The organism is Salinibacterium amurskyense (assembly GCF_002797685.1).
Classification (GTDB): domain Bacteria; phylum Actinomycetota; class Actinomycetes; order Actinomycetales; family Microbacteriaceae; genus Rhodoglobus; species Rhodoglobus amurskyensis.
Genome location: NZ_PGFH01000001.1, coordinates 1,114,988 through 1,138,960, shown reverse-complemented (window position 1 = coordinate 1,138,960; position 23,973 = coordinate 1,114,988). Strand labels below are relative to the sequence as shown.

At 62.3% G+C, this 23,973-nt stretch carries 22 protein-coding genes and 1 tRNA gene; 14 read left to right on the top strand and 9 right to left on the bottom strand.

The genetic code is table 11. The features are described 5' to 3' along the window. The first annotated feature begins 119 nt into the window (after positions 1–119). Genes cmtR through CLV85_RS05380 form a run of 3 tightly spaced genes read left to right on the top strand, consistent with a single transcriptional unit; the run spans position 120 to position 3,165 of the window. Positions 120–491: a Cd(II)/Pb(II)-sensing metalloregulatory transcriptional regulator CmtR gene (gene cmtR, locus CLV85_RS05390; RefSeq protein ID WP_100389270.1), complete on the top strand. Its 372-nt coding sequence runs from the start codon at positions 120–122 to the stop codon at positions 489–491. Next, entirely contained in the window at positions 488–2,506 is a 2,019-nt protein-coding gene (locus CLV85_RS05385) for a heavy metal translocating P-type ATPase (protein ID WP_373296754.1), read from the top strand. The genes cmtR and CLV85_RS05385 overlap by 4 nt, the downstream gene beginning before the upstream one ends. Continuing rightward, positions 2,503–3,165, top strand: a complete 663-nt coding sequence (locus CLV85_RS05380; RefSeq protein ID WP_100388547.1) for a DsbA family protein — start codon at positions 2,503–2,505, stop codon at positions 3,163–3,165. Before CLV85_RS05385 ends, CLV85_RS05380 begins: the two co-directional genes overlap by 4 nt. Here the strand turns inward: CLV85_RS05380 and CLV85_RS05375 are convergent. Then, entirely contained in the window at positions 3,162–4,406 is a 1,245-nt protein-coding gene (locus tag CLV85_RS05375; RefSeq protein WP_100388546.1) for an acyl-CoA dehydrogenase family protein, read from the bottom strand. The two genes, CLV85_RS05380 and CLV85_RS05375, sit on opposite strands and share 4 nt — an antisense overlap. A 256-nt stretch (positions 4,407–4,662) precedes the next feature. Next, positions 4,663–4,735 (bottom strand) — tRNA-Glu (locus tag CLV85_RS05370). A gap of 79 nt (positions 4,736–4,814) precedes the next feature. Between CLV85_RS05370 and CLV85_RS05365 the strand changes: the two genes are divergently transcribed. Further along, entirely contained in the window at positions 4,815–5,279 is a 465-nt protein-coding gene (locus CLV85_RS05365; RefSeq protein WP_100388545.1) for a hypothetical protein, read from the top strand. Between the two features lie 64 nt (positions 5,280–5,343). On the opposite strand, the gene CLV85_RS05360 is transcribed toward CLV85_RS05365, so the two are convergent. Continuing rightward, on the bottom strand, positions 5,344–6,276 hold the full coding sequence (locus CLV85_RS05360) for a diacylglycerol kinase family protein (RefSeq protein ID WP_100388544.1): 933 nt from the start codon (positions 6,274–6,276) through the stop codon (positions 5,344–5,346). 56 nt (positions 6,277–6,332) lie between these two features. Between CLV85_RS05360 and CLV85_RS05355 the strand changes: the two genes are divergently transcribed. The 6 genes from CLV85_RS05355 to CLV85_RS05330 all read left to right on the top strand — a co-directional run bounded on the left by CLV85_RS05355 (position 6,333) and on the right by CLV85_RS05330 (position 13,459). Continuing rightward, positions 6,333–6,968, top strand: coding sequence for an MBL fold metallo-hydrolase (locus CLV85_RS05355; RefSeq protein WP_100388543.1), 636 nt, complete (start codon positions 6,333–6,335; stop codon positions 6,966–6,968). 64 nt (positions 6,969–7,032) lie between these two features. Next, entirely contained in the window at positions 7,033–7,659 is a 627-nt protein-coding gene (locus CLV85_RS05350) for a TetR/AcrR family transcriptional regulator (RefSeq protein WP_100388542.1), read from the top strand. Next, a complete protein-coding gene (locus CLV85_RS05345; RefSeq protein ID WP_100388541.1) occupies positions 7,656–9,356 on the top strand; it encodes an MDR family MFS transporter in 1,701 nt (566 codons plus the stop codon). The genes CLV85_RS05350 and CLV85_RS05345 overlap by 4 nt, the downstream gene beginning before the upstream one ends. A 163-nt stretch (positions 9,357–9,519) precedes the next feature. Next, positions 9,520–9,978 carry an LpqB family beta-propeller domain-containing protein gene (locus tag CLV85_RS05340; RefSeq protein ID WP_100388540.1) on the top strand — a complete coding sequence of 153 codons (459 nt, stop codon included), beginning with the start codon at positions 9,520–9,522 and terminating at the stop codon, positions 9,976–9,978. Then, positions 9,975–11,612, top strand: coding sequence for a DUF5671 domain-containing protein (locus tag CLV85_RS05335; RefSeq protein ID WP_100388539.1), 1,638 nt, complete (start codon positions 9,975–9,977; stop codon positions 11,610–11,612). The genes CLV85_RS05340 and CLV85_RS05335 overlap by 4 nt, the downstream gene beginning before the upstream one ends. A gap of 56 nt (positions 11,613–11,668) precedes the next feature. Then, entirely contained in the window at positions 11,669–13,459 is a 1,791-nt protein-coding gene (locus CLV85_RS05330; RefSeq protein ID WP_100388538.1) for a cation:proton antiporter, read from the top strand. Between the two features lie 50 nt (positions 13,460–13,509). Here CLV85_RS05330 and CLV85_RS05325 read toward each other — a convergent pair whose 3' ends face one another. Both CLV85_RS05325 and CLV85_RS05320 read right to left on the bottom strand, forming a co-directional pair. Next, positions 13,510–14,274 carry an SDR family NAD(P)-dependent oxidoreductase gene (locus CLV85_RS05325; RefSeq protein WP_100388537.1) on the bottom strand — a complete coding sequence of 255 codons (765 nt, stop codon included), beginning with the start codon at positions 14,272–14,274 and terminating at the stop codon, positions 13,510–13,512. An 81-nt stretch (positions 14,275–14,355) separates the two neighbouring features. Beyond that, complete coding sequence (locus CLV85_RS05320) at positions 14,356–15,891, bottom strand: aldehyde dehydrogenase (NADP(+)) (protein ID WP_100388536.1); 1,536 nt, start codon at positions 15,889–15,891, stop codon at positions 14,356–14,358. A gap of 98 nt (positions 15,892–15,989) precedes the next feature. On the opposite strand from CLV85_RS05320, the gene CLV85_RS05315 reads away from it, so the two are divergent. Further along, positions 15,990–16,676 (top strand): GntR family transcriptional regulator, encoded by a 687-nt coding sequence (locus CLV85_RS05315; protein ID WP_100388535.1) that lies wholly within the window; start codon positions 15,990–15,992, stop codon positions 16,674–16,676. Between the two features lie 11 nt (positions 16,677–16,687). Here the strand turns inward: CLV85_RS05315 and CLV85_RS05310 are convergent, their stop codons facing one another. Then, complete coding sequence (locus tag CLV85_RS05310; protein ID WP_100388534.1) at positions 16,688–17,449, bottom strand: ribonuclease activity regulator RraA; 762 nt, start codon at positions 17,447–17,449, stop codon at positions 16,688–16,690. 88 nt (positions 17,450–17,537) lie between these two features. Beyond that, positions 17,538–18,350 (bottom strand): IclR family transcriptional regulator, encoded by an 813-nt coding sequence (locus CLV85_RS05305; protein ID WP_100388533.1) that lies wholly within the window; start codon positions 18,348–18,350, stop codon positions 17,538–17,540. Between the two features lie 158 nt (positions 18,351–18,508). Here CLV85_RS05305 and CLV85_RS05300 point away from each other — a divergent pair, with 158 nt between their 5' ends. From CLV85_RS05300 to CLV85_RS05290, 3 genes are read left to right on the top strand one after another with little or no spacing between them, the layout of a single operon-like run. Then, positions 18,509–19,582, top strand: coding sequence for a tripartite tricarboxylate transporter substrate binding protein (locus tag CLV85_RS05300; protein ID WP_100388532.1), 1,074 nt, complete (start codon positions 18,509–18,511; stop codon positions 19,580–19,582). Further along, the gene (locus CLV85_RS05295) at positions 19,579–20,139 is read left to right on the top strand and encodes a tripartite tricarboxylate transporter TctB family protein (RefSeq protein WP_100388531.1); all 561 of its coding nucleotides are present in this window, start codon (positions 19,579–19,581) and stop codon (positions 20,137–20,139) included. The genes CLV85_RS05300 and CLV85_RS05295 overlap by 4 nt, the downstream gene beginning before the upstream one ends. 3 nt (positions 20,140–20,142) lie before the next feature. After that, positions 20,143–21,648, top strand: a complete 1,506-nt coding sequence (locus CLV85_RS05290) for a tripartite tricarboxylate transporter permease (RefSeq protein ID WP_100388530.1) — start codon at positions 20,143–20,145, stop codon at positions 21,646–21,648. 131 nt (positions 21,649–21,779) lie between these two features. Here the strand turns inward: CLV85_RS05290 and CLV85_RS05285 are convergent, their stop codons facing one another. Further along, the gene (locus CLV85_RS05285; protein WP_100388529.1) at positions 21,780–22,805 is read right to left on the bottom strand and encodes a Gfo/Idh/MocA family protein; all 1,026 of its coding nucleotides are present in this window, start codon (positions 22,803–22,805) and stop codon (positions 21,780–21,782) included. Continuing rightward, positions 22,802–23,932 carry an NAD(P)/FAD-dependent oxidoreductase gene (locus CLV85_RS05280; RefSeq protein WP_100388528.1) on the bottom strand — a complete coding sequence of 377 codons (1,131 nt, stop codon included), beginning with the start codon at positions 23,930–23,932 and terminating at the stop codon, positions 22,802–22,804. Before CLV85_RS05280 ends, CLV85_RS05285 begins: the two co-directional genes overlap by 4 nt. Between the last annotated feature and the right edge of the window lie 41 nt (positions 23,933–23,973).

Below are 23,973 nucleotides of genomic sequence, written 5' to 3'. Positions count from 1 at the left end.
ACGAGGTGGGATACTCCCCTTCGCGTGCCCCATGATAGCCGACGTGCGCGCGGGCAACGCGGGAGAACTCACAGTTTCAGACGTCGATGTTCGGTCAGTACTCGCTGTATAGTCAGCACATGCTGACCATTGCTTCTCGCGTCGACGTCATGAACCGTTTAGGTCGCGCCATGGCTGACCCCACTCGGGCGCGCATCCTGCTCTCCCTGCTCGACAAGCCCGGCTATCCCGTACAGCTGGCCCACGACCTTGAGCTCACGCGCAGCAACGTCTCTAACCACCTCACGTGCCTGCGCGGCTGCGGACTTGTAGTGGCGACGCCTGAAGGGCGGTCGACTCGCTACGAGATTTCGGACCCCCATCTTGCCCATGCTCTCAACGACGTCGTGAACGTTGTGCTCGCCGTTGATGACGGCACACCGTGCGCTGGCGATAACTGCAATGATCCGTTCTGCTGCACCCCGGCAACGGCAACGGAGGTGACCGCGTGAGCGAAGAATGCTGCGGAGTGGATGCCCCACGCACGCCCCGCGGCGCCGATTCCTCTGCGGCCGCTCCCGCCGACGGAGCCAGCACTAGCCCCGCTGTCGCGGTGCACGACGATCTCGCCCCGTGGTGGCACGACCGAGGACTCGCTCTGCCGGCGGCCTCGGGTGTTCTGCTCGCGGCATCCGTCGTTGCACTGTGGTCGGGCGCAGCAGAATGGATCGTTACCGGGCTGCAAGGTGTGAGTTTGCTCGCGGGCGCGGCAACGTTTGTGCCCGGCGCCGTACGCCGTCTCCTGCGCGGCTCGCTGGGCGTCGGCTTGCTCATGACGATTGCGGCCGTGGGGGCAGTGCTCCTGGGTCACGTTGGCGAAGCGGCCGCCCTCGCTTTTCTGTTCTCGATCGCCGAGGCGCTCGAAGATCGCGCAATGGATCGTGCGCGCTCTGGCTTGCGCGCTCTTCTCTCCCTCATCCCCGACACGGCGCTGATCGAACGAGACGGGAAACTGCTCACCCTGCCGGCTCGCGACATTGTGGTCGGCGATCTGCTCGTCGTGCGCGCGGGCGAACGCGTAGCGACGGATGGCGTGGTTACGAGCGGTCGCGGCAGCGTCGACACCTCCGCGGTAACGGGCGAATCACTCCCCGCCGCGGTCGATACCGGCGGCACCGTTCTTGCCGGCTCCATCAATGGAGACGGTGCCCTCCGCATCCGCACCACGGCGAACGGCACCGACAATTCGCTCACGACGATCGTGCGCCTGGTTGAGGAAGCGAACGCGCGTAAGGGCGATCGTGCCCGCCTGGCCGACCGAATCGCGCGCCCCCTCGTACCGATCGTGCTGGGGGTAGCTGCTGCGATAGTCGGCTTCGGCTTCCTCGTCGGTGATCCTGAGCTCTGGACCGAACGTGCGCTCGTCGTGCTCGTCGCCGCGTCTCCGTGCGCTCTCGCGATCGCCGTTCCCGTGACCGTCATTTCGGCCATTGGGTCGGCAAGCAAGCTCGGCATCATCGTGAAGTCGGGCGCCCCCTTTGAACGGATGGGCAGCATCCGCACGGTTGCTTTCGACAAGACCGGCACGCTCACCCAGAATCGCCCCAGCGTTGTTGCGGTCGAAACGCTGGCTACCGTGACCCGTGACGAGGTGCTCAGTATCGCCGCCGCGCTCGAAACTCACAGCACGCACCCGCTCGCCCATGCAGTACTCGCCGAGCGGCCTGTGCACGCCGAAGCCGAGAACGTTCGCGAAGATGCCGGTCGCGGAATATCGGGCACGCTCAACGGTATTTCCGTGCGCGCCGGAAGCACCCGGTGGATGGATGCGGGCGAACTGTCGCCTGCCGCCCTGCGCCTGGCCGACGACGGCATGACGGTGATGGCGATCGAGCGCGAGGGCATCGTGATCGGACTCCTCGGCATCCGCGACGAACTGCGGCCCGAGGCTGCGGAAGCTGTTGAACAGTTGGCGAGCGCGGGCATCCGCACTCTCATGCTCACGGGGGACAACGCACGCACGGCAGCCACGATCGCGCGCGAGGCGGGCATCAGTGATGTGCGCGCCGAGCTGCTGCCCGCCGATAAAGCGAGTGCCATCTCCACCCTGACGAACGACTCCCCCACGGCGATGATCGGCGACGGCATCAACGACGCCCCCGCTCTCGCGACGGCCGATGTCGGCATCGCAATGGGCGCTACCGGATCCGCTGCTGCAGTCGAGTCGGCGGATGTCGCTTTCACCGGCAGCGACCTGCGCCTCATTCCGGTGGCGTTGCTTCATGCGCGGCGCGGGCGTCGCATCATGACGGGCAATATCGTGCTGTCGCTCGCGATCATTATTGGTCTTTTTCCGCTGGCGCTCACAGGTGTTCTTGGGTTGGCGGGAGTGGTGCTCGTGCACGAGCTCGCGGAGCTGGTCGTTATCCTGAACGGCCTCCGCGCGGCGAGGCTTTCCCGTAGCCTTGATTCACGCTCAGTACTGGGCGATCGCCGTCAACCCCAGCACGTTCGGAGTCTCGTGTGAAGAAAGCCCTCCTGCCCACTTTTGCCGCGCTGGGGATTCTCGCGCTCGTTGCCGCCTTCGTGTTCGTGTACGTCACGGCCAAGAACGCGGACTCCGAGACCGCCAGCAGCACCGGTTCCCAGGAGCTCGCTTCCACTGTGGCCAGCGACTCGAACTACGTCGATAACGTCGGGACGGACGCCGTGACGATCGTCGAGTTCCTCGACTTCGAGTGTGGCGCATGTGGCCAGTTCTACCCGTATGTCGAGGCGATGCGCGAGGTCTACGAGGGCGACATCAACTACGTCGTTCGCTACTTTCCGCTGCCCAGCCACCTCAACTCGATGGATGCCGCTATCGCCGCCGAGGCTGCTGCCCAGCAGGGTGAGTTCGAGGCCATGTACCAGCGACTCTTCGAAACTCAGGGCGACTGGGCCGGCGGCACTCCTCCGCAGACGGATGCCTTCCGCGCGCTGGCAGAAGAGATCGGCCTCGATATGGATGCCTATGATGCCGCCGTTGCCGACCCCGCCACTCAGGCGCGCGTCGAGGCCGACTTCGACGCCGGTGTTGAGCTGGGCGTCAACAGCACTCCCACCTTCTTCGTGAATGACGAATACATCGAGACGAGCCGTCTCGAGAATCTGCCAGAGGCTGTTGACGCCGCAGTCAAGGGCTAGGTGTACCAGCTCGGCTCGGGCACTTCGTTGAGCAGCACGTATTGACCAACTTCGCGCTTCTTGTACGGCGCAGGGTCGTGCAGGCTGTGGGTGCGCAGGTTGCGCCAGTAGATATCGAGCCCCACTGAGTTGGCGGATGCCCGAGCACCCGTCAGCTCGAACACCTTCGTCGCGACGTCCAAACCGTCGTCACTGATGCGCAGTTTTCCTGCTGCAATCCGCACCGCGATTTCGCCACGACGGCGTTCGGTGAGCTCGGCGCGCGGCGCGTGAAGCACGGCACTGATCTCGCTGCCGACCGCATCGAGCAGGGCCTCATCCGCCCAGAGTTTCGACTGCAGCTCGCCATAGCCAGCCAGGATGTACCACTCCTCGCTCGCGTGAGCTTTGTTATCGCCGCCGTAGGGCCAGGCGCGGCTCTTGGTGCGAGTGTACGAGGATGCTGCTTCGATCGCTCCCTGCGCGATGCCGAGATAGAAGTTCGCGAACACCAGTTGGATGGCGGGCACATTGAGCGTGCCGTAGGTGAGTGACTGGAACTCTTTGTTCACGAAGCCGAGGGCTGACGACCATCCGGTGCGTACGCCGTTGATTTGCACCGAGCCAGATTCGGTCAGGCGCTGGCCGAGGTTGTCCCAGTCCCCGTTGAACACGATTGCAGGCTGAGCTGTGGGCACGATAGCGAAGACGTGAGTGTCGGTTCCTTCGAGGATGCCCTCGAGCACGGTGAGGTCAGACACGACGCCTCCCGTAGAGAAGGACTTGTTGCCGGTGAAGACGATCTCGTCGCCTTCATCCGTGACCACTAGGTCAGAGTCGCGGGGGTTCACGGCGCCGCCGAAGAGGAAGTTGTTCTCCGTGTAGTGCTTCTCTACGGCAATAACTTGCTCCTCGGTCGCGACGAGGCGCGCCGCCCACGCCCACAGATAGTGGTACCCGAGCAATTGCCCGATGGAGCCATCGCCCCGGGCAATGGTGCGGATCACTTTGTAGGTGGTGTCCCACGTCTGCCCACCACCGCCATGCTCGACCGGGCCGAGAAGCGTAACGAGCCCCGAGTCTTTGAGAAGCGCAACCTCGGCGTGCGGAGGCTGGTTCGCGGCATCCCGCTCGACAGCGTCGGCCGCGAGGATGTCGGAGACTTCTTGAGCGCGTGCGAGCCACCCTTCTGGCGTGGTGGGGCGGGCGACTTCAGCCCACCGGTTCTCGATTGCGGGACGGGCAATGGTGACATCAGACATAGCAATACTCCTTGAGTTGTCGACCCCGTTTTCTGAATGGGTGGACTACATCCTGTGCCTGATTCAACACGATATGGAGTTTGTGTCGCCTTTTTTCGTACGGCTACTCGTTGTTACGCCGAGTGAATGGAAATGACACTCCCGCGAGCGCCCAACGGCCTTCCAGAACGCCACCGTTAACCCCCTGAACTGGGTGTCCCGTTAACGATGAAATCCCGGCCATGTTCAAACGAACGTGACCGGGATTTTGCTACTGTGACCCCAGCGGGATTCGAACCCGCGTTACCGCCGTGAGAGGGCGGCGTACTAGGCCTCTATACGATGGGGCCTCACAACAACTAGAAAAGTATGCCACATCTTTTGGGCAACTTTTTCCACATCTGCCAATTTCGAACCTCTGGATTTTTCTTGACTGCCTTCACGCGCGCCACCACCGCCACGTTTCTCAGCATTGCAGCCATAGTTGCGCTCGCCGGGTGCTCTCTACTTTCTCCAGAAATTCCTCGGGATGCTGCTGGCCAGGTACTCGAACCGACCGTCATTGGCTCCACGCAATTGCTCGTGGATGACTGCTTCACGTTTGTGGAGGGATCTAACCTCAGCGAAGCCGAAGTTACCCCGTGCACGGCGGAGCACACGCACATCGTGATCGGCAAGGGCGAACTTGCCAAGAGCGCCATTACTGAGGCCGGCGGATTGCAGAACGCAGTCTCGTCAGCCTGCTCAGAAACCTTCAGCGCCTTCAAGGAAACTGTCGCTGACGGCGAGCGCCCTGATCAGGAGTTCATTATTTCCGAGCGCACGACCGACGATGGCGCGCTCATGACCGACTACGCCTGCATCGCGACCGACGGCGCGACGCCCGAAGCTTAAACGCCGCTGAGCCGCTGCCTCTTTGACCTGCTGACCCTCGCCCCAGTGAGCCGCTGACCCGCGACTACGGTCGCTGGTCGAGAATATTCAGCACGCCCGGAACCATCTTGATATCGATGGGCAAGGCCGCGAACCGTTCACCATCGGCGTAGGCCATGATGCCCTCAGATTCGATCCGAATCTTCTTGGCCCGATGCACCGTGACGCGCGGATCAGTGAGATGGGTCCCCTTGAAGACGCGCGGAAAGACCCGCAAGAAAGCGAAGCGCGAGAGAGCTTCGACGATAAGAACATCGGCGAAACCATCATCCAGGAGAGCATCCGGGGTCACTTTCATGCCGCCGCCGAGCGACACGTTGTTACCAACGCTGACGAGGGCGCCGGTCGTCTCGATCACCGTGCCGTCGAGAGTGAGTTTGTACTTGATGGGGCGCAAGCGCAGCAGCTCGATGATGAGAGCGACTGTGTAACGGCTGGCACCCCGAGGCCACGACATGAGATTGGCGCGCTCGTTGACGATCGCATCGAAACCCGCCGAGAGTACGCACGCAAACCACCGCGTAGCCGCCGCCCCTGTGGCTTCATCGACATAGGTGACGCTACCGGCATCGATCGCCCGTGTCGGTCGAGCCAAGCCGCGCACGACACTGGCGACAGCGGCATCCGTATCTGAGTAAGGGATGCCCAGGCCGCGGGCCATGTCATTACCGGTGCCCGAGGGGATGATTCCCAGCGGCACCTTCGTTTTCGCGACGAGATTGGTACCCAGATTGACCATGCCGTCGCCGCCAACCACGAGCAGAGCATCCGGCTTCTTCGCTACCGCCTTACGTCCGCGCTTAAGAAGCAACGCAAAGTTGGGTTGTTCGAGGGCAGTGACTTCATGCCCGAGGGCGCGCAACGCTTCAACAGCCCGCGGGCCGACATTTCTGCCACGCCCAAACGATGCTGTGGGATTGATCGCGACAACAAGACGCAGGGGTTTGATCGACTCCACACTTCAGTATGTCGCACGGCCTCGCATCCGGCGCACCACGGGCATAGGCTCAGGACATGAATGTGACCAAGCATGAGCATGCGTGCCTCGTTCTTGAACAGGACGGCGAGCGCCTCGTGATCGACCCCGGCAACTTCACGAGCCCGCTCCCCTCACTCGAGAACGTGACCGCAATCGTGATCACTCACCAGCATCCCGACCACTGGTCCGACGATCAGCTGGCGCGCATTCGCCAGGACAATCCCGATGCGCCCATCTTCGGTCCGGCCGGAGTCGCGGCCGCTGCCTCGAACTGGAACGTCACGACCGTGGCAGACGGCGCGAGCGAAACGGTTGGCGTGTGGACGCTGGAATTCTTCGGCAGCGAGCACGCTGTCATCCACAAGTCGATACCGCTGATCGATAACGTTGGCGTTCTCGTTAATGGCACTTTCTGGTACGGCGGCGACTCTTTCACGGTTCCGCCCAAGCCCGTGCAGCACGCAGCGATCCCCGCGGGCGCTCCGTGGCTCAAGATCAGTGAGGTCATGGATTACGTGGCTGAGCTGGCCCCGAAGCGCGCGATTCAGACGCACGATGCTGTGCTCTCCGACAAGGGACTCGCCCTGTCAGCCGCACGAATTTCGGATGTCATGGCGGGCTACGGCGGCGAGTTCACCGTTCTGCAGCCGGGCGAATCGATCGCGCTCTAACCCCTAAGCATTTTCACAGCTTTTTGCAGTTGTGCATTTTTGCAGTCTCTGCAATTATTGCTGAGTGCCTGATACTCCTGCCCTTGGTCTTCGCGACCGTAAACGAATCGAAACGCGCCTGCGCATCGAAACCGCTGCGGTCGACATCGTCACGGCCGAGGGTCTCGACGGCGCCACGGTCGACATGATCAGCGACCGCGCCGGCATCTCGCCGCGCACCTTCTTCAACTATTTCGAGAGCAAAGAGGACGCGATCCTCGGCACTCAAGACATGGGCGAAGTTCAGCGCGCAATTGCCGCCGGAGTCGCCTCCGCAGAAACCGATGATCTAGTCGCTGCGATCGTCTCCACCATGTTCCAAATCTTTGGCCCGATGGCCGCCCGCACCCAGCTCAAAGCTCAACGGATGGCGCTCGTGCAGGAGCACCCACGTCTATTGAGCCGACAGATTCACCAATTCACGCAACTGAACAGCACGATGGCTGCTGCCGTTGTCGAATTCCTCAACAAGCGAGAAACTACGCTCCCCCGCGACCCCGAACACGTCGCCGAAATTGCCGTAGCCACTTGCGTCGCATCCGTTCGAATCGCAGTCAAGGAGTGGATCGCTGACGGCGCTACCGCCGACATCGACTCTATGTACCTTCGCTCGATCGGACTTACACGAGAAACACTGAACACACTTCAATGACAACCACGAACGAACCTCCCGCAACCGCGACTGACGGCGGCGCCGTTGACGGCACCACGACGAGCGACCCGGCAACAAAGCGCAGCATTCTGCTCTTGTTCGCCGGCCTCATGGTCACCATGCTGCTCTCGGCGCTCGATCAGACCATTTTCAGTACCGCTTTGCCCACGATCGTGGGTGAACTCGACGGCGTGAACCACATGCTGTGGGTGACGACCGCCTACATCCTGGCCGCCACCATCATGATGCCGGTGTACGGCAAGCTCGGTGACCTCATCGGTCGCAAGGGTCTCTTTATCGGCGCGATCTCCATCTTCATGGCTGGCTCGATCATCGGAGGCCTCGCCCCCGACATGACTTGGCTCATCGTCGGCCGTGCCGTTCAGGGCCTCGGCGGCGGTGGCCTCATGATCCTCTCGCAGGCGATCATCGCCGACGTGGTTCCCGCTCGTGAACGTGGTCGCTACATGGGTGCGATCGGTGGCGTCTTCGCTCTCGCGAGCGTCGCCGGTCCCCTGCTCGGTGGCTGGTTCACCGAATCCATCGGATGGCGCTGGGCGTTCTGGATGAACCTTCCGCTGGGTGCGCTCGCCATCTTCGCTGCCGTGATGCTGCTCAAGCTGCCCAAGAACACTCGCGGTAAGCCCACGATTGATGTCGCTGGCATGGTGCTTCTCGCCATTGCCTCGACGGCGATCGTTCTCGTCACCACCTGGGGCGGAACTCAGTACGACTGGGACTCGCTCATCATCATCGGCCTCATCGCTCTGGCAATCGTCGCTGGCTTCTCGTTCGTGATGGTCGAGCGCGCCGCTGCCGAGCCGATCATGCCGCTGCACATGTTCAAGGAACGTAACTTCGTTCTCACCACGGCATCCGGACTCATCACGGGTATCGCCATGTTCGGCGCTCTCGCCTACATGCCGACTTACCTGCAGATGGTCACGGGAGTGAATGCCACTCAGGCCGGCTTCTTGATGATCCCGATGATGGGCGCGATGCTCGTCACTTCGATTGTCGCTGGCCAGCTCGTAAGCCGCACGGGTCGCTACAAGTGGCTTCCGCTCACGGGTTCATTCGTGATCGCAACAGGCTTGGCACTGCTTTCCACGATGACGCCGGATCTGCCGATCTGGATTCTCTGCAGCTACCTTGCGGTGATGGGACTCGGCCTCGGTATGAGCATGCAGATGCTCGTGCTCATCGTTCAGAACACCTTCCCGAACGCTCAAGTGGGAACGGCGACCTCGTCGAACAACTACTTCCGCCAGATCGGTGCTTCCATCGGTACTGCGGTGGTCGGCAGCCTCTTCGTCGCTCGCCTCACCGAACTGCTCGATACTCGCCTTCCGGCTGCAGCCGCGGGCGCGACGGGAGACACCAACTCCTTGACGCCCGCTGCCGTTCGCGACCTTCCTGATGCCGTTCGCGAAATCATCGTCGGCGCGTACAACGACTCGCTCGCTCCCGTGTTCCTCTACATGGTGCCGCTCGTGCTTGTCTCTGCCGTGCTCTTGATGTTCATCAAGGAAGTTCCGCTGGCCACAACCATCGACCGCGCCGAAGCTACCGAGACACTCAACGTGCTCGGTGACGAAGATGCTGTCGCTACTGAGGCTCCGGATGCTGAATCTCACGAACTCACGAACGTGACCGAGCACTCTGGTCCGATCTCGATTATTCGCAGTCAGCCTTAGCGGTTGGTGAGGTGATCGCCTCGATCACCCCACCGGCAGGGAAGCCCGCAGCGCTCTCGTTCCACAACGGACGAGTGAGTTGCGGGCTTCGCCCTATTAACGACCCGGAAATTAGAGGTTCCACCGAATAGATTTGTGGTCATTTCTGAGAGATGCTTAGCCCATGACTCAGGAAGCTGCTCGACCCGATCGAACGTTGGCGGTAATCCTCTCGGTAATCGCCACCATCGTGGTTATTGCCATCGTGGTGGTGTTCACCCGCGGCGGGCCCACCGATATCGATCCCTCCACGCCCGAGGGCGTCGTTCAGTCGTACTCGCGTGCCATGGTCGCCAGCGACTTCGAAACGGCACGCAGCTTCGTTTCCGCAGGCGTTCTCGACGAATGCGAAGAAGCCGACCGAAGCCCGCTCCAAGGACTGCGGATGACCGTCATCTCCACCACTATCGACGGCGCCACCGCTGTAGTGAAGGTCTCTCTCGAACAGGGCAGCGGCAGTTTCGGCGGCTCTAGTTACAGCTACGACGATCTCTTCACTCTTGTCGAGGAAGGTGGCGACTGGAAAATCTCGACCACCCCCTGGGAGCTCACGTACTGCTACGACCAAGGATTCCGCGGATGACCTCTACAACTAGTTCTCCGGCAGCACCTCCCGCAGTGGGCGGCGTGCAAACCGTCCGCCGCTTCATCACCTATGCGCTCCTCGCCGCGACGGTGATTATTGCGGCGAGCGGCCTTAGCGGGCTGCTCGATCGTCTCTTCACCCTCAATCGCATCGAGGTCAGCTACGACAATTACGGGCTCGCGACTTCTCTCGCCTCCGCGCTGGTCGCCGGCCCCCTCGCTGCCCTGCTCTGGTGGCTAATTTGGCGTGACGGCACGATGGCGCGAGACCGAGCATCCATTCTCTGGCCCGTCTATCTCGTGGTCATGTCGACGGCTGCTTTGCTCGTTTTCACCATTGCTCTGCTCTCCTGGCTTGCCGACACCATTCGCTACGGCTGGAACCCTGCGGGGCTCGCGGTCGGCATTGTGTGGGCGCTCGTGTGGGGGTGGCATTACTGGATGTGGCAGCACCCTGCCAAGGGCCCGACGCGCCTTCAGGGCGCAGCACCCGCCCTCGCCTCCCTGATTGGGCTGACCTACGGCGCCGGAGGCCTCATCTCCGCGCTCGCCCAGCTCATCGATGCCGCCGCGGACGCCGGCTCGCGCTCGGTCGTGGTGAGCGATCCGCTGTGGCAAATCGTCGCGCAGTCTCTCGTCTGGGCCATCGGCGGCGCCCTGTTGTGGCGGTGGCACTGGGTGCGCTTGGGCGTGCGAAACCAGACCTTTGGCTTCAGCACGGTGCTTCTCGTGTTCATCACGGGAATCGCTTCGCTCGCCGTGTTTGCGTTTGGCCTCATCATTCTGCTGTCGATCCTTCTCGAGCTCGCTACCGGACTGCAGCAGCCGATCGCCAGCCTGCTCGACCCGCTGGGAACAGCAATCGCGGGAGCCGTAGTCGGCGCGCTGGTCTTCACGTACCACTCGCGTATCGTCGCCGAGCGGTCCGCTGGCGTGCGTGCAGCAACTTCGCTCTCGACCGCGGGTGTCTCACTGGCTTTCGCGGCATCCGGCTTCGGGGTCACGATCAACGCCTTGCTCGCGACATCGAGCGATCCGCTGCTTGCGGGCAACATCCGCAGTCTGCTGCTCGCGGGTCTCAGCGCACTCGTCGTTGGCGGAGTGCTCTGGTGGTTGACGTGGCGTCCCCGTGAGGCCTCTCTGCCGGAGCGCGTTGCCACTCCCGGCCGTCGTGTCTTCCTCGTCATCATCTTCGGATTGAGTGCTCTCGTAGCGCTCATCACGTTGCTCGTGATCGGCTTCCAGTTGTTCGCCTTCTTGCTCGACGGCGGCAGCGGCGAGAGCTTCATCGAGCGATCACGACAGGCGCTCGGCTTGCTTACGGCAACCGGACTCGTCGCTACGTATCACTTCATGATTTGGCGCAAGGATCGAGCATCCGATGTCGATATCGAGCCGGTGCACCGCATTGGTCGCGTCACGCTCGTGTCCTCGGGCACCAACGTTGAGCTACTCGAGGCCGTTCGCGCGGCCACGGGCGCGCGAGTGACGGTGCTGCAGCGAGCCGAGCCTGTGACGAGAGAGCCGGATGTTGCGGCTGTCGTCGCTGCCCTCGACGGGGTCGAAGCCGCTCACGTGCTGGTCGTAGCCGGAGCGAAGGGCAAGGTCGCGGTAATCCCGCTGGTGTCGTAAGGGTCGCAGCACAGCGCTGTCAGGGTTTCGATAAATTGTGCTGAGAGATTAGACGCATGACTGAACTGCTGATCGTGATGGTGGCCACGCTTGTGGTGATCGCAACTGCCACCCTCCTCGGTCCGCGTTTGGGAGTCGCGTCGCCGCTCGTGCTGGTCGCCATTGGTGTCGTGGCGAGTCTGGTGGTTCCGGCCTTCAGCGACATCCAGATCGACCCAGAGTTGATCCTGCAGGGCATTTTGCCACCGCTGCTGTACTCGGCCGCGGTCTCGCTGCCCACGATGAACTTTCGCCGCGAATTCGGCGCGATTAGCGGACTCTCTGTGGTTCTCGTGATCGGCACCGCCGTTATCCTCGGCTTCTTCTTCATGCTCGTTATTCCGGGCCTCGGCTTTGCCTGGGGCCTTGCTCTCGGCGCCGTGATCAGCCCGACGGATGCCGTGGCCGTGTCGATCATCAAGCAGACCCCGGTCTCGAAACGCGTGATCGCCATGCTCGATGGCGAGAGCCTGTTGAACGATGCCACCGCCCTCACCCTGCTGCGCGGAGCGATCGTCGCTACGGCGGCCACCTTCAGTTTCGGAAACTTTGCCGCTTCTTTCTCCTATTCCGTGGTCGTCGCACTGCTGATCGGTGGTTTCGTCGGCTGGCTCAATTTGGTGATCCGCAAACGCGTCACCGATCCCACGGTGAATACGGTCATGTCGTTCACAGTGCCGTTCGTGGCCGCGATTCCGGCCGAGCTTCTGGGGGCTTCGGGGCTGGTCGCCGCTGTTGTCGCCGGGCTCGTCACCGGCATCCGCGCGGCTCGCGTGCTGTCGCCCCAGAACCGGCTGTCGGATGCCCAAAACTGGCGCATGATCGAGTTGGTACTGGAGGGCGCCATCTTCTTGATGATGGGGCTGCAAATTTCGGGCATCCTCACCGATGTCGAAAACGATGACGCGGGTATTCCCACCGCGGTCGTGATCGCCATCGGGGCACTGATCATCACCGTTCTTGTACGCGCTGCCTTTGTGGCTCCCCTGTTGTGGTTCTTGGCACGGCGTTCTCACCGGCACGCCAAGATGAAGCCGCGCATGGAGGTCATTCAGGAACGGTTGGGCTCACCGAACGAGATTCTGGAAGCTCCCGAGCATCCGAGCGGCCTCAGCCCGACCAAGTCGGCGCGCTATGTGCGCCGGGTCACATCTCTGGTCACGCGCTCACTTGCCGACATCGATTATTTTGCCCGCGAGCCTCTCGGATGGCGCGAGGGTACGACGGTGGTGTGGGCCGGAATGCGCGGCGCCATTACTGTCGCGGCTGCCCAGTCGCTGCCGTCAGACACCCCGCTGCGCTCCACGCTCGTGCTGATCGCCTTCGTGGTGGCCGCGCTTTCCTTACTAGTGCAGGGTGGCACGATCGGCGCCCTGGTGCGGCGCATCTCCCCCGCTTCTGATCAGGCAGCAGAGCACGAACGTACGGTCGCGGAGCGCACCCGACTCTTCGCTCTACTGAAAGAGAGTGCGGATGCGGTGGCTGGTGCGACCCCCACCGCCAGCGCGACGCCTGCCGCTACTGCGACGGCTGCTGTTACGGCGATGCCTGGCGCCGAGGATGCCACCGCGAATACCGAGCCGTTGGCTGGCGACACTACTGCTCCCGAAGGGGACGATTTTGAGTCGCGCCGCGTGCAATTCGAGGCGGATAAGAACCACCGCATCGCCGTCATCCGGGCTCAACGTACGGCTCTTCTCGATGCGCGCGATAACGGAATCTTCGACGCCGACCTGCTCGAAAATGCGCTCGACAATCTCGACGCGACTCAGATCACGCTCGAAATGCGGGGCAAGCCAAGCGCGTAGGAGCGAGCGAAGCTGGCAGCCATTGCAGTGACTACCAGCCCGCACCGTGACTAGCGGAAGTTCAGACCACCGTTGATGTCGAGCACCTGACCAGTGATGTACGAGGAGAGTTCCGAAGCCAAGAACACTGTCGCTCCAGCCACGTCTTCGACGGTGCCGGCTCGGCCCAGCGGAATACCGGCGATGATCCCCGGCTGTGCACTGCTCGGTGTGAACTGGTTGTGGAACGGGGTGTCTCCGATAAAGCCCGGAGCAAGCGCGTTGACGGTGACGTTCGCCGAAGCGAGTTCCTTCGAGAGTCCGCGGGTGAATCCCACGACTGCTGCCTTCGCCGTAGCGTAGGCAACCGCGCCAGCACCGCCACCGTTTTCTGAAGCGAGGGATGACATCATCACGATGCGACCCGCTGGCGACTCAGAGAGGTACGGGATGGCCGCGCGCACGACGGAGAACCCGCTCGTGACGTTGACGTCGATGACTTTGTGCCAGTGGTCATCCGTCATCTCGGCGATGGTGTGACGCCCCACGAGGTTGCCGGCGTTGTTCACGACAATGTCGAGTCCGCCGAGAGCGGCGGCTGCGGCATCCACTACCGCGGTGGCCTGGGCCGAGTCAGTCAGGTCGCCCTGCACCGCGACAGAGGTGCGACCGAGCGCAACGATCTGTTCCACGAGCGCTTCTGCGGCATCCTTGCTGCTGGCGTAATGAACGACGACGTCGGCGCCGGACTGTGCGAGGCCGAGCGCGATGGCCGCGCCGATTCCTTGCCCTGCGCCGGTGACGAGGGCTTTGCGGCCGGTGAGGTTGATCTGCATGGTGCCTCTTTCTGGTTGAGCGCTGAAAATCAGGTGCTAAAAATCGGGATTGCTAGCTCTTGGTATACCAACGAGTCGAGGCTACACGATCACGTTTTCGCTGGTCACGGAGCGAGCGGGAAGAACAATCACTCCATCAATCCTGCGTGGAATGGCGCTGAAATCCTCCCGCAATTCTTCAGGCAGCACGGCCTCGGGAGCATCCTGAAACGCGATGGGCCGCAGGAAGCGACGGATGGCGCTCACGCCCACCGAGGTGTGCTGCGAGTTTGTTGATGGCCAGTTTCCGCCGTGGTGCTGCGCCCACGACACTCGCACTCCGGTCGGAAAGCCGTTGAAGACCAGGCGGCCGACCGTCGGCGCGAGCTTGTCCGCTAGCTCGCGCACGACATCCGGCTCGTGATCGCCGTGATGAATCGTGGCCGTAAGCGAACCCGGCATTGCGTCGACGGCGTGAAAGATTTCGTGCAGCGAGTCGTACCGTGCGACGACCAGCACCGGCCCGAAGGCTTCCTCGGCGGTGGCCTCAGTGAAGTCGGCAGCGTCGATTTCGAGCAGCGTCGGTGCCGCAAGGATGCCGGGGCCCGCCTGCGAGCCAACCGCGAGCACGCGCGCTCCGCCTTCAGCCGTGATGCGCCCGACGATGTCACCGAGCGACGCCGAGATGCGCGAGTTGAGCAGGACCATTCCCCCTGCCGCTTCGGTGCGTGCTCGAAGGTCGTCGAGGATGGCGTCGCCGCTCGCTCCACGCGGCACGAACGCCACCCCGGGCTTGGTACAGAACTGGCCAGCTCCGAGCGTGAACGATCCGAAGAGCCCCTCGCCGATCTGCGTCGGGCGTTCGACCGCCGCGGCCGCCGTCACGATCAACGGGTTCAGGCTGCTGAGTTCGCCGTAGAACGGGATCGGGTTCGATCGCGTGCTGATAATTCCGAGCAGTGCTTCGCCGGCGCCGAGCGATCCAGTGAAACCGACGGCCGCAATGTGCGGGTCAGCCACCAGCACTCGCCCTGACTCGGTGCCGTAGACAATGCCAAGGATTCCTGTAGGCGCACCGTACGCCGCGGCCGCGTCAGCCAAGGCGCTGAACGACAACCGCGAGGTAAGTGGATGCGAGCTGTGCGCCTTGATCACAACGCTGTTTCCCGCCGCGAGAGCCGAGGCGGTGTCACCGCCGACAACTGAGAATGCGAACGGAAAGTTGCTCGATCCGAAGACCGCTATTGGCCCGATCGGCAGCAGCATCCGACGCAGTTCCGGCGCCACCCCGAGCGGAGTCTCGCCCGCATGATCGATCGTGGCTTCGAGATAGCTGCCTTCGCGAAGCGCTTCAGCAAAGAGTCGAAATTGAAACTGGGAGCGGCTGAGTTCGCCGTTGAGTCGCCCCTCGCCGAGGCCCGTTTCATTATTGGCCGTGGCCACAAGCTCGGCGCGCTGCACCTCAAGACCGTCGGCCAGCGCCTCGAGCAGACCGGCCCGCCATTCGCGACTACTCCCCCGCAACTGCTCGAACGCCGACAGGGCGGATACTGCCCGCTCGGCGGTCTCTGCCGGAGTCGTGAGAGCGATGTCAGTTTCGTTCGTGACCCCGGTCGCGGGGTTAGTTGTTGTCAGCATGATTCTCCGAAAATTGAGGGGCAGTGGGTTGCGGATGACGCGGCCGGTCTGGTCTCACATTTGCTCTGCGGTGCCTGTGGTCGTTTAGGCTGACCTCCATGACCCAGTCGCTCGACGCTACTTTTCCGTCCCCGCTGCCGCCGCAGGCGGATACTCCCACGCGCACGGATCAGATCATCGATGCTCTGCGTTCGGCCATCGTTTCTGGTGCGTTGGAACCGGGGCAGGTTCTCGTCGAGCGCAAGATCGCTGAGCAGTTGGGCGTCTCGAAAACTCCCGTGCGTGAAGCGCTGATTGTTCTCGAGCGATCGGGGCTGTTGGATGTTCAGGCTCGCCGCATTTCGGTTCGCCGACTGGGGTTCACTGACATCCGCCACATCTATGAAGAGCGTGTTCTGCTCGAGCCGTGGGCCATCATGGATGCTGCGCGTAGCGGTCGTGAATTCACTGTCGCTGGCCAGGCGCTGGCCGACGCTCGCATCTTCGCCGCCGCGAACGACAACGCCGCTACTGCTCTGGCAAACCGCCGTTTTCACCGTGGGATGTATGCCAATAGCGAGAACGAGTTCATCGTGAATTCGCTCGACCGTTTGCAAGATCTCACCGCGCTGGCTGTGGCCGGAGTGCTGTGGGAGAACTGGCCGCGACGCGAGATTGAAGCGAGCGAGCACGAGGCGATCTATGCCGCGGCAAGCACGGGCGATGCCACGACTGCCGCGCGCCTGATGGAGGAGCACATTGGGGCGTCCATCGAGCGAGTGACGAAGCGCGAACTCGGGCTGTAGTCGGCTCACGATTAGTTGGGCAGTAGTTCGCTGTAGGTCTTCAGTAGTTCTTCGTTGGGCGGATACGTTCCGCGTAGGGGGCTGCCCTCTTCGACCTTCGAAAGAATGAACTCCTCGAGTTCTTCTTGCTCGAGAGCGTCGCGCGCCACGGATTCGGCGAGGTGACGCGGGATGCAGACCACTCCGTCGCGATCGCCCACCATGATGTCGCCGGGGTAGACCGCCACTTCGGCGCACGCAATGGGAATCTGAAAGTCCACGACGTGGTGCTGGGCCAGGTTCGTGGTGGGCGAGGCTCCCGCAGAGAATGTGGGCAGGTCGAGCTCTTCGAAACCGACCATGTCGCGGAAGGAGCCGTCGCTCACGATGCCGCTGGCGCCGCGCATCTTGAGCCGAGTAGCGAGAATGTGCCCAATGGATGCCGCACGCTTCTTGCCGCGCGCGTCGATGACGAGCACTTGCCCGGGTTCAACCGACTCGACGCCGATGCGCTGCGGGTGGTCGTAGTCCTGAAAGATGGAGGGCACGTCGATGTCTTCGCGCGCCGGGATGCAACGCATGGTGAAGGCTTCGCCGAGCAGACGCTGGCGCGCAGGGTTCGAGAACTCGAGGCCCTCGAGGTAGGTGTTGCGTAGCCCCCGAGACATGAGCTGGGTCGTGATCGTTGCGGTGCTGACGCGACTGAGCGCGAGGGTGGCTTCGGGGCTGAGCGGGGCGAGGTGCGCCGCCGGTTGCTCATCGATTTCACTGCGATTCGCTGAATTGGTGTGCATTCTCAAAACCCTCCATTAGGCCGACATCCCGGTTAACCATACTGGTATACCAAGATATCAAGTCACCACGAAGGTGAGCGTGTGGCGTTTACCCCAGAGCCGGCAGGACGATCTGCGGCTCGCGCGCCCCGAGCCGTACCCGAATCTCGTGAGCGGCCGCCGTCACGGCACCCAGCACATCCGTGGGCCACAACTCCCCCGTGCGAGAAGCGGACATCGTGACCGAGATGGCGGTGTTGATGCCGCCGGTCGCGCTCGTGAGCGGAACCGCCACACTTCGAGATCCGGCGAGGTAGGTCTGGTCATCCAGCGCGTAACCCCGCTGCTTGGCTTCCGCGACTCGCTCGAGAACGACTGCGATCTCAACGGCAGTTTTGTTCACCAGCAGTGGGGCCGGGGCGGCGGCAAGACGACGCTTCGCCTCGGCAGGTTCAAGGTTGCTCAGCAGCGCAGCGCCGGTGGCCGTGGCATGAGCAGCCAAGCGCATCCCCACCGAGGTTCCAAACCGCATTCCCTCAGTGGAATGCTGGCTGATCGTGAAGTACGCGTTCTCTGAACCGTCGAGACGAGCAAGCTGAACGCTCTCGCCCAGACGCGCCGCTAGGGCCTCAAGGACAGGGCTGGCGGCATTAGCGATGTGATTGTGTCCGGTGTACAACTGGCCGACATGCCAGGCCCGCAGCCCGAGCGAGTACTGGCGCGTCGCCGGATCATGTTCGAGCCAGCCCGCAGAGTGCAGGGTGTTGAGCAAGCCATGGGCGCTCGACCGCGGCAACGAGAGCGCGGTGACGATCTCGGTAAAACTCACATAGCCCCGCGCGGCGACTAAGTCGACGATCGCCAGTGCGCGGTCGGCGGACTTGACGGAGGGGGCTGGTGACGCCGTTGTCTGGTGTTGCATGTCTCGGAGTTTACAGATGTGAACTCACTGAGGCACCTTTGTGCGGCATCCGAGTCGGGAAGTTTTTCGGTCTCTAAAGACAGCGCCCCAGATGTTGTGATATCTTCGGCGTTCACAAGCATGAACGTGAATTAACAACAATGATTGGTTGGATATCAATGTCGATGTCAAAAATCGCCGCTAGCGGGCTTTCCCTCAAGCCTTCCCGTCGCGCGAGGATTTCCGGACTCGCCCTTGCGCTTTCTGCGGGCCTCGTTCTGAGCGGTTGCGCTTCCGGATCCGATTCATCTACCGACTCTGCCGGTGGCAGTTCGGGTGACTCCTGTGACTTCTCCTCGACGTACCCGAGCGGTGCGATCGAATTCATCGTGCCGTGGGCTGCCGGTGGAGGCACCGACAGCGTTTCTCGTTTCGTAGGTCTTCAGCTCGCTGATCGCCTCGAAACTCAGGTCAACGTCGTCAACCGTGATGGTGGTGGCGGCGTTATCGGTCACACCGCGATTGCGAACGGCAAGGCTGATGGCTCCGTTATCGGTATGACCACCGTGGAAATCACCATGATGCACTGGCAGGGTCTCACTGACCTCGCCTACGAAGACATCACCCCCATCGCTCAGGTCAACTCCGACCCTTCGGGAATCACCGTTGCCGCGGATGCTCCCTGGGAGACAATCGAGGATCTTCTCGATGACGCTCGCGCTAACCCCGGTGACATCGTCGGCTCCGGTACCGCCATTGGTGGAATCTGGGATCTCGCTCGCGCCGGAATGCTGCTTGAAGCTGGCATGGATGTCAACGACATCCGCTGGGTACCGAGCGCCGGTTCTGCTCCCGCGCTTCAAGAACTCGCCGCCGGTGGAATCGATGTAACCTTCGCCAGCCTCGCCGAGAACGCCACGATGATCGAGGCAGGTGAAGCTCGTCCGCTCGCGATCATGGGCGAAGAGCGCGACCCGAACTACCCCGACGTTCCGACCCTCAAGGAAGTCGGTATCGACTTCTCCATGGGTTCATGGCGCGGAGTCTCCGGCCCCGCCGGAATGGATGAAGACATCGTTGCCGAGCTCGAATGCCAGGTTGCTGACATCGTCGCGAGCGACGAGTACGTCGAATTCATGACCACCGCCGGCTTCGGCGTTGACGGCAAGGACACAGCCGCGTTTACTGAGTTCATCGTCAACGAGGATGAAGCTAAGGGAACGATCATGGAAGCAGCAGGACTGACCGGATGACCTTCGACACCGCTCCGGAGGTAGAGGAGACGGTGGAGAATTCCGAGAAGAGCTACGATCTCGCCAGTGGCGTGGTCGTAGTTCTTTTCGGCTCTGCCATACTTTTCACCGTTCGCGACTACCCCACGTTGCCCAGCGGAGAGCTGGGCCCGTCCCTCTTCCCCGGCATCATCGGCGGGCTCATGGTTCTCATGGGCTTGTTGCTTCTGGGGCGGTGGCTCAAGGGCCGCAAGGCTGCTCGCACGAACTCCGCCGAGGCCTCAGGCACTGCTGCTGCTGCGGCATCCGCCCCTGCGAACGACACCGCGCCGACCCCTGTCTACTGGCGTGGTTGGATCAACGCCGGTCTCGTCGTTGGCTCGGTCATCTTTTACCTGCTGGCCGTCGACTTTCTCGGTTTTCTCACGACCGTGATCATCATGACCGTGGGGCTCATCCTGCGCCTCGGGGCTAAGTGGTGGGTCGCTGTGCTCGCCGGGGTTCTCTCGACCGTTGGCGTCTGGCTGATCTTCAACAAGGTGCTCCTCGTGCCGCTCCCACTCGGATTTTGGGGGTAGACGATGATCGATAATCTGACTCAAGCCCTCAGCATGGTGGCGAGCTGGGAACTACTGCTCGTAGTGCTGGCCGCCGGCGTCTACGGCATCTTCATCGGCTCCATTCCTGGCCTCACCGCCACCCTGGCTGCCGCTCTGCTCGTACCCTTCGCCTTCTTCCTCGACCCGTTACCCGCAATTGCCTCGATCATCACGATGTCGGTCATGGCCATCTTCGCGGGCGACATTCCGTCTGCCTTAGTGCGGATGCCGGGCACGCCTGCCAGCGCTGCCTACGTGGAAGATTCCTACCGCCTCACCCAGAACGGCCGCGGAGCCCTGGCTCTCGGCGTCGGACTGGTGGCGTCGGCCAGCGGTGGCATCTTCGGCGGCCTGGTGCTTATCGTTGCCGCTCCGCAGTTAGCGAAAGTGGCGCTGCTCTTCACCTCGTACGAGTACTTCTGGGTGGCGATCCTTGGCTTGACCGCCGCTGTCATCATCTCTCGCGGCTCTCAAGTCAAGGGAACGGTCGCGCTGCTGATCGGTCTGTTCGTGTCGACGATCGGTCTCGACATCTCGGTCGGCTTCCCCCGCTTCACGTTCGGCAGCACCGACCTGCTGGGTGGCATCAACTTCATCCCTGCGATGATCGGCCTGTTCGGGCTGTCGCAAGTGCTGCGCAATGTGATCCACCCGCCCGAGAAAGCGTTGCCGATTCGCATCGAGTCGAAAGGATTGCTGCGCAACGCATTCAGCACGCTGTTCCAGTACAAGAAGACCGCGGTCGGCGGCAACGTGATTGGTAGCGCGATCGGCACCCTCCCGGGCGCCGGCGGCGACATCGCAGCGTGGGTCGCCTACGCGGTCACCAAGAATGGCGCTAAAGAAGGTAAGCAGTTCGGTAGCGGTAAGGGCCACATCCAACCCATTGTTGGTGCGAGTTCGGCCAACAACGCCGGGGTTGGCTCGGCGTATATTCCGACGTTGGTATTCGGCATCCCCGGTGACACCATCACGGCGATCCTGCTGGGAGTGCTGCTCGTGAAGGGCATCCAACCGGGACCGTCGCTGTTCGACTCGCAGGCGCCGTTGCTATACTCGATCTTCATCGTCTTCATTGCAGCGAACATCCTGATGCTCCCCCTGGGGTATTTGGCCATTCGCAGTAGCGGCATGCTGCTGCGCGTGCCCGGCTCGGTGCTGATGCCCATCATCGTGGCGTTCTGTGTTGTGGGTTCGTTCTCGATCAACAACGGTCTGCTCGAAGTGCTCATCATGCTGATCTTCGGCATCTTGGGGTACTTGCTCGAGCAGGCGAAGTTCCCGCTCGCCCCGGTGGTGTTGGGGCTCGTGCTTGGCCCGATCGTAGAGAAGAACTTCATGCAGAGCGTCATCAAGACTGAGTGGGATCTCACGCAATTCCTCACCCGGCCGATGAGCGCCGCGCTGATGATTCTGACGATCATCGTGCTGCTGTACCCGCTGTTGCAAAAGGTGGTCGGCAAGCTCTTGCGCCGACGCCAGCTATAGACCCGAGTAGTCGGCGACGCTAGACCCGAACAGTCGCCGACACACTCGCGAGCGAAAGAAGCCGCCTCCCTGCCAGCTGGTTACTGGCGGGAGGCGGCTTTTCATTTTTTGCTCGCGGCCGAGCAGGTTGCTCAGTTCGCGTGGTGCTGATGAATTTCTTCGATGATTCGAATAACCTCGACGGAGTCGCGCGGGTCGACCGGGAGCGGTTGTCCGCGCAGCAGCGCGTCAGCGAGTAGGGAGTAGTACGTGTCGTACTGGCCCCGAATCGTGGGAACGGCCGAAAGGTCGTCCCCGACTCCCGCGACGCCCCATGCGTCTGGCGGTTCAACACCGTAGGTGTCATCACTCGGCAGGGCGCCAGCGATGAGTGCTGGTTCTTGCCCGTCTAGCCCCCACTTTGTGTAGGCCGACTGGGAACCGAGCACATGGAACCGGGGGCCGACTTGGCCGGCGAGCCCGTTCATCCAGAGCTGCGAGCGCACGCCGTTCTCGTGAAGCATAGACACGAAGACATCGTCATCGGCTGCACCTCCGGAGCGCTGCGTCGCCACCTCTGCGTAAATGTCGCTCACCCCACCAAATAGTTGGATCGCTTGGTCGATTAAGTGCGCGCCCAGGTCATAGAGAATGCCGCCGCCTTCGGCCGTCGTCGCCTCTGCCTTCCACGACTTCGTGACGGTGGGCTTCCACCATTCGAAACGTGATTCAAAACGTCGGACGTCGCCCAGTTCTCCGGAGTCGATGAGCGAGCGAAGGGTGAGAAAGTCACCGTCCCATCGCCTGTTTTGAAAGACGGTGATCGGGAGCCCCAGCTCTTCAGCCCGACGAATGAGGCCAAGCCCCTCTGCCGCCGTGACCGAGAACGGCTTGTCGACGACAACCGCGAGCCCGGCCTCGAGGGCCGCGTGCGCCAAGGAGACGTGGGTTCCCGACGGGGAACCGATGATCACGAGGTCGAGTTCAGCGGCGAACAGTTCCTCAGAAGAGCTGACAATTCGCGCGTTTGGGTAAAGAGAAGTCGCGACGGCGGCCCGCTCAGCGTCCGCGGTCACAATGACATCGAGCGAGAAGTCAGGGTTCGCTTCGATAAAGGGAGCATGAAATACGCGCCCCGACGTCCCGAACCCGATTACTCCGGTGCGAATAACGGTCATGCGGAGTACCGCCCTGGGCGGAAGTTCTTGAGCAACGGGCTCTCGATACCGAAGGCGATTTCACGCGCGAGCAGTTCAGGGACGAAAAGCCCTTGGGTGGCACCGCTGTGGCTGAAGGCAACGAAGTATCCGGAGATTTGCGTGAGCTCTCCGAACACCGGCTCGCCGCCGCCGGGGATCGGCTTACGCCCGGCTCCGATCGACTCGACTTCGAGAGTGGGGTTACCTTCCAACACTCTGCTGGCTTCTACGAGCAAGCCCTGCACGGTGGATTCCAGATACTCGAACGCGCCATCTTCGTGCACGGTGATTTCTTCCTCCGACCATCCAGAATCGAGCGCAAGCCCGCCTTCTGGTGTGGGGCGCACTGCGATCCGCGGCGTGTTCAGCACGGCCTTGAGTTTCGTGTCGACGGGCTTGGTGAACAGCAGAAGGGCCACCGGGCTTTCGTCCCCCATCGGCACTCCGAGGTCGCGCATCGCGTACGGCACTGACGGCCCCGTTGCCAAGAGTGCGGCATCCACGTCGATGACGTGCCCGTCGGCGGTCGCGACTCCGGTGACCTTGTTATCGGCCACGACAATGCGTGATTCTCCGGCGTTCTCGATGACCGTGCCGCCCAACGCCACGAAGTCTTTGACGAGAAGGGTAATCACGCGAGGAAGGTCTACCCATCCCTCCCCCGGGTTGAACACGGCGCCCTCCGCGGAGACGGCGGAAAGATCGACGCCGGGCGCAACGGTGGCGACCTCGTCGGCCGAGAGCCACTGCCCGTCGTAACCAATGGAGTGCTCATAATCGAGAACGGATCGTAGCTTGTCGCCGGCACCGTCGATCTCCCAGGTCAGACCGCCATCGAACTTCAGAAACTCTGCTGTGTCAGGGCGCTGAGCCAAGAAAGTCCGCCAGCGGTCGATACCCATGACACGAAGCTCGTGATACTCCCGCGAGCGAAAGTTCGCTGAATTGAGCCACGCGAGCGAGCGACCGGATGCACCATTCGAGAGCGGACCATCGTTGATAAGCGTGACTTCGACTCCGAGCTTCGCGAGCTGCAGGGCGGTCGAAACGCCGAAGATGCCTCCTCCGATGATTCCAACACGTTTGGCGGTTGAGGAGAGATTCATAGTGATGTTGCCTTTCTGAGGCGGATACAAAAGTTGAAAGA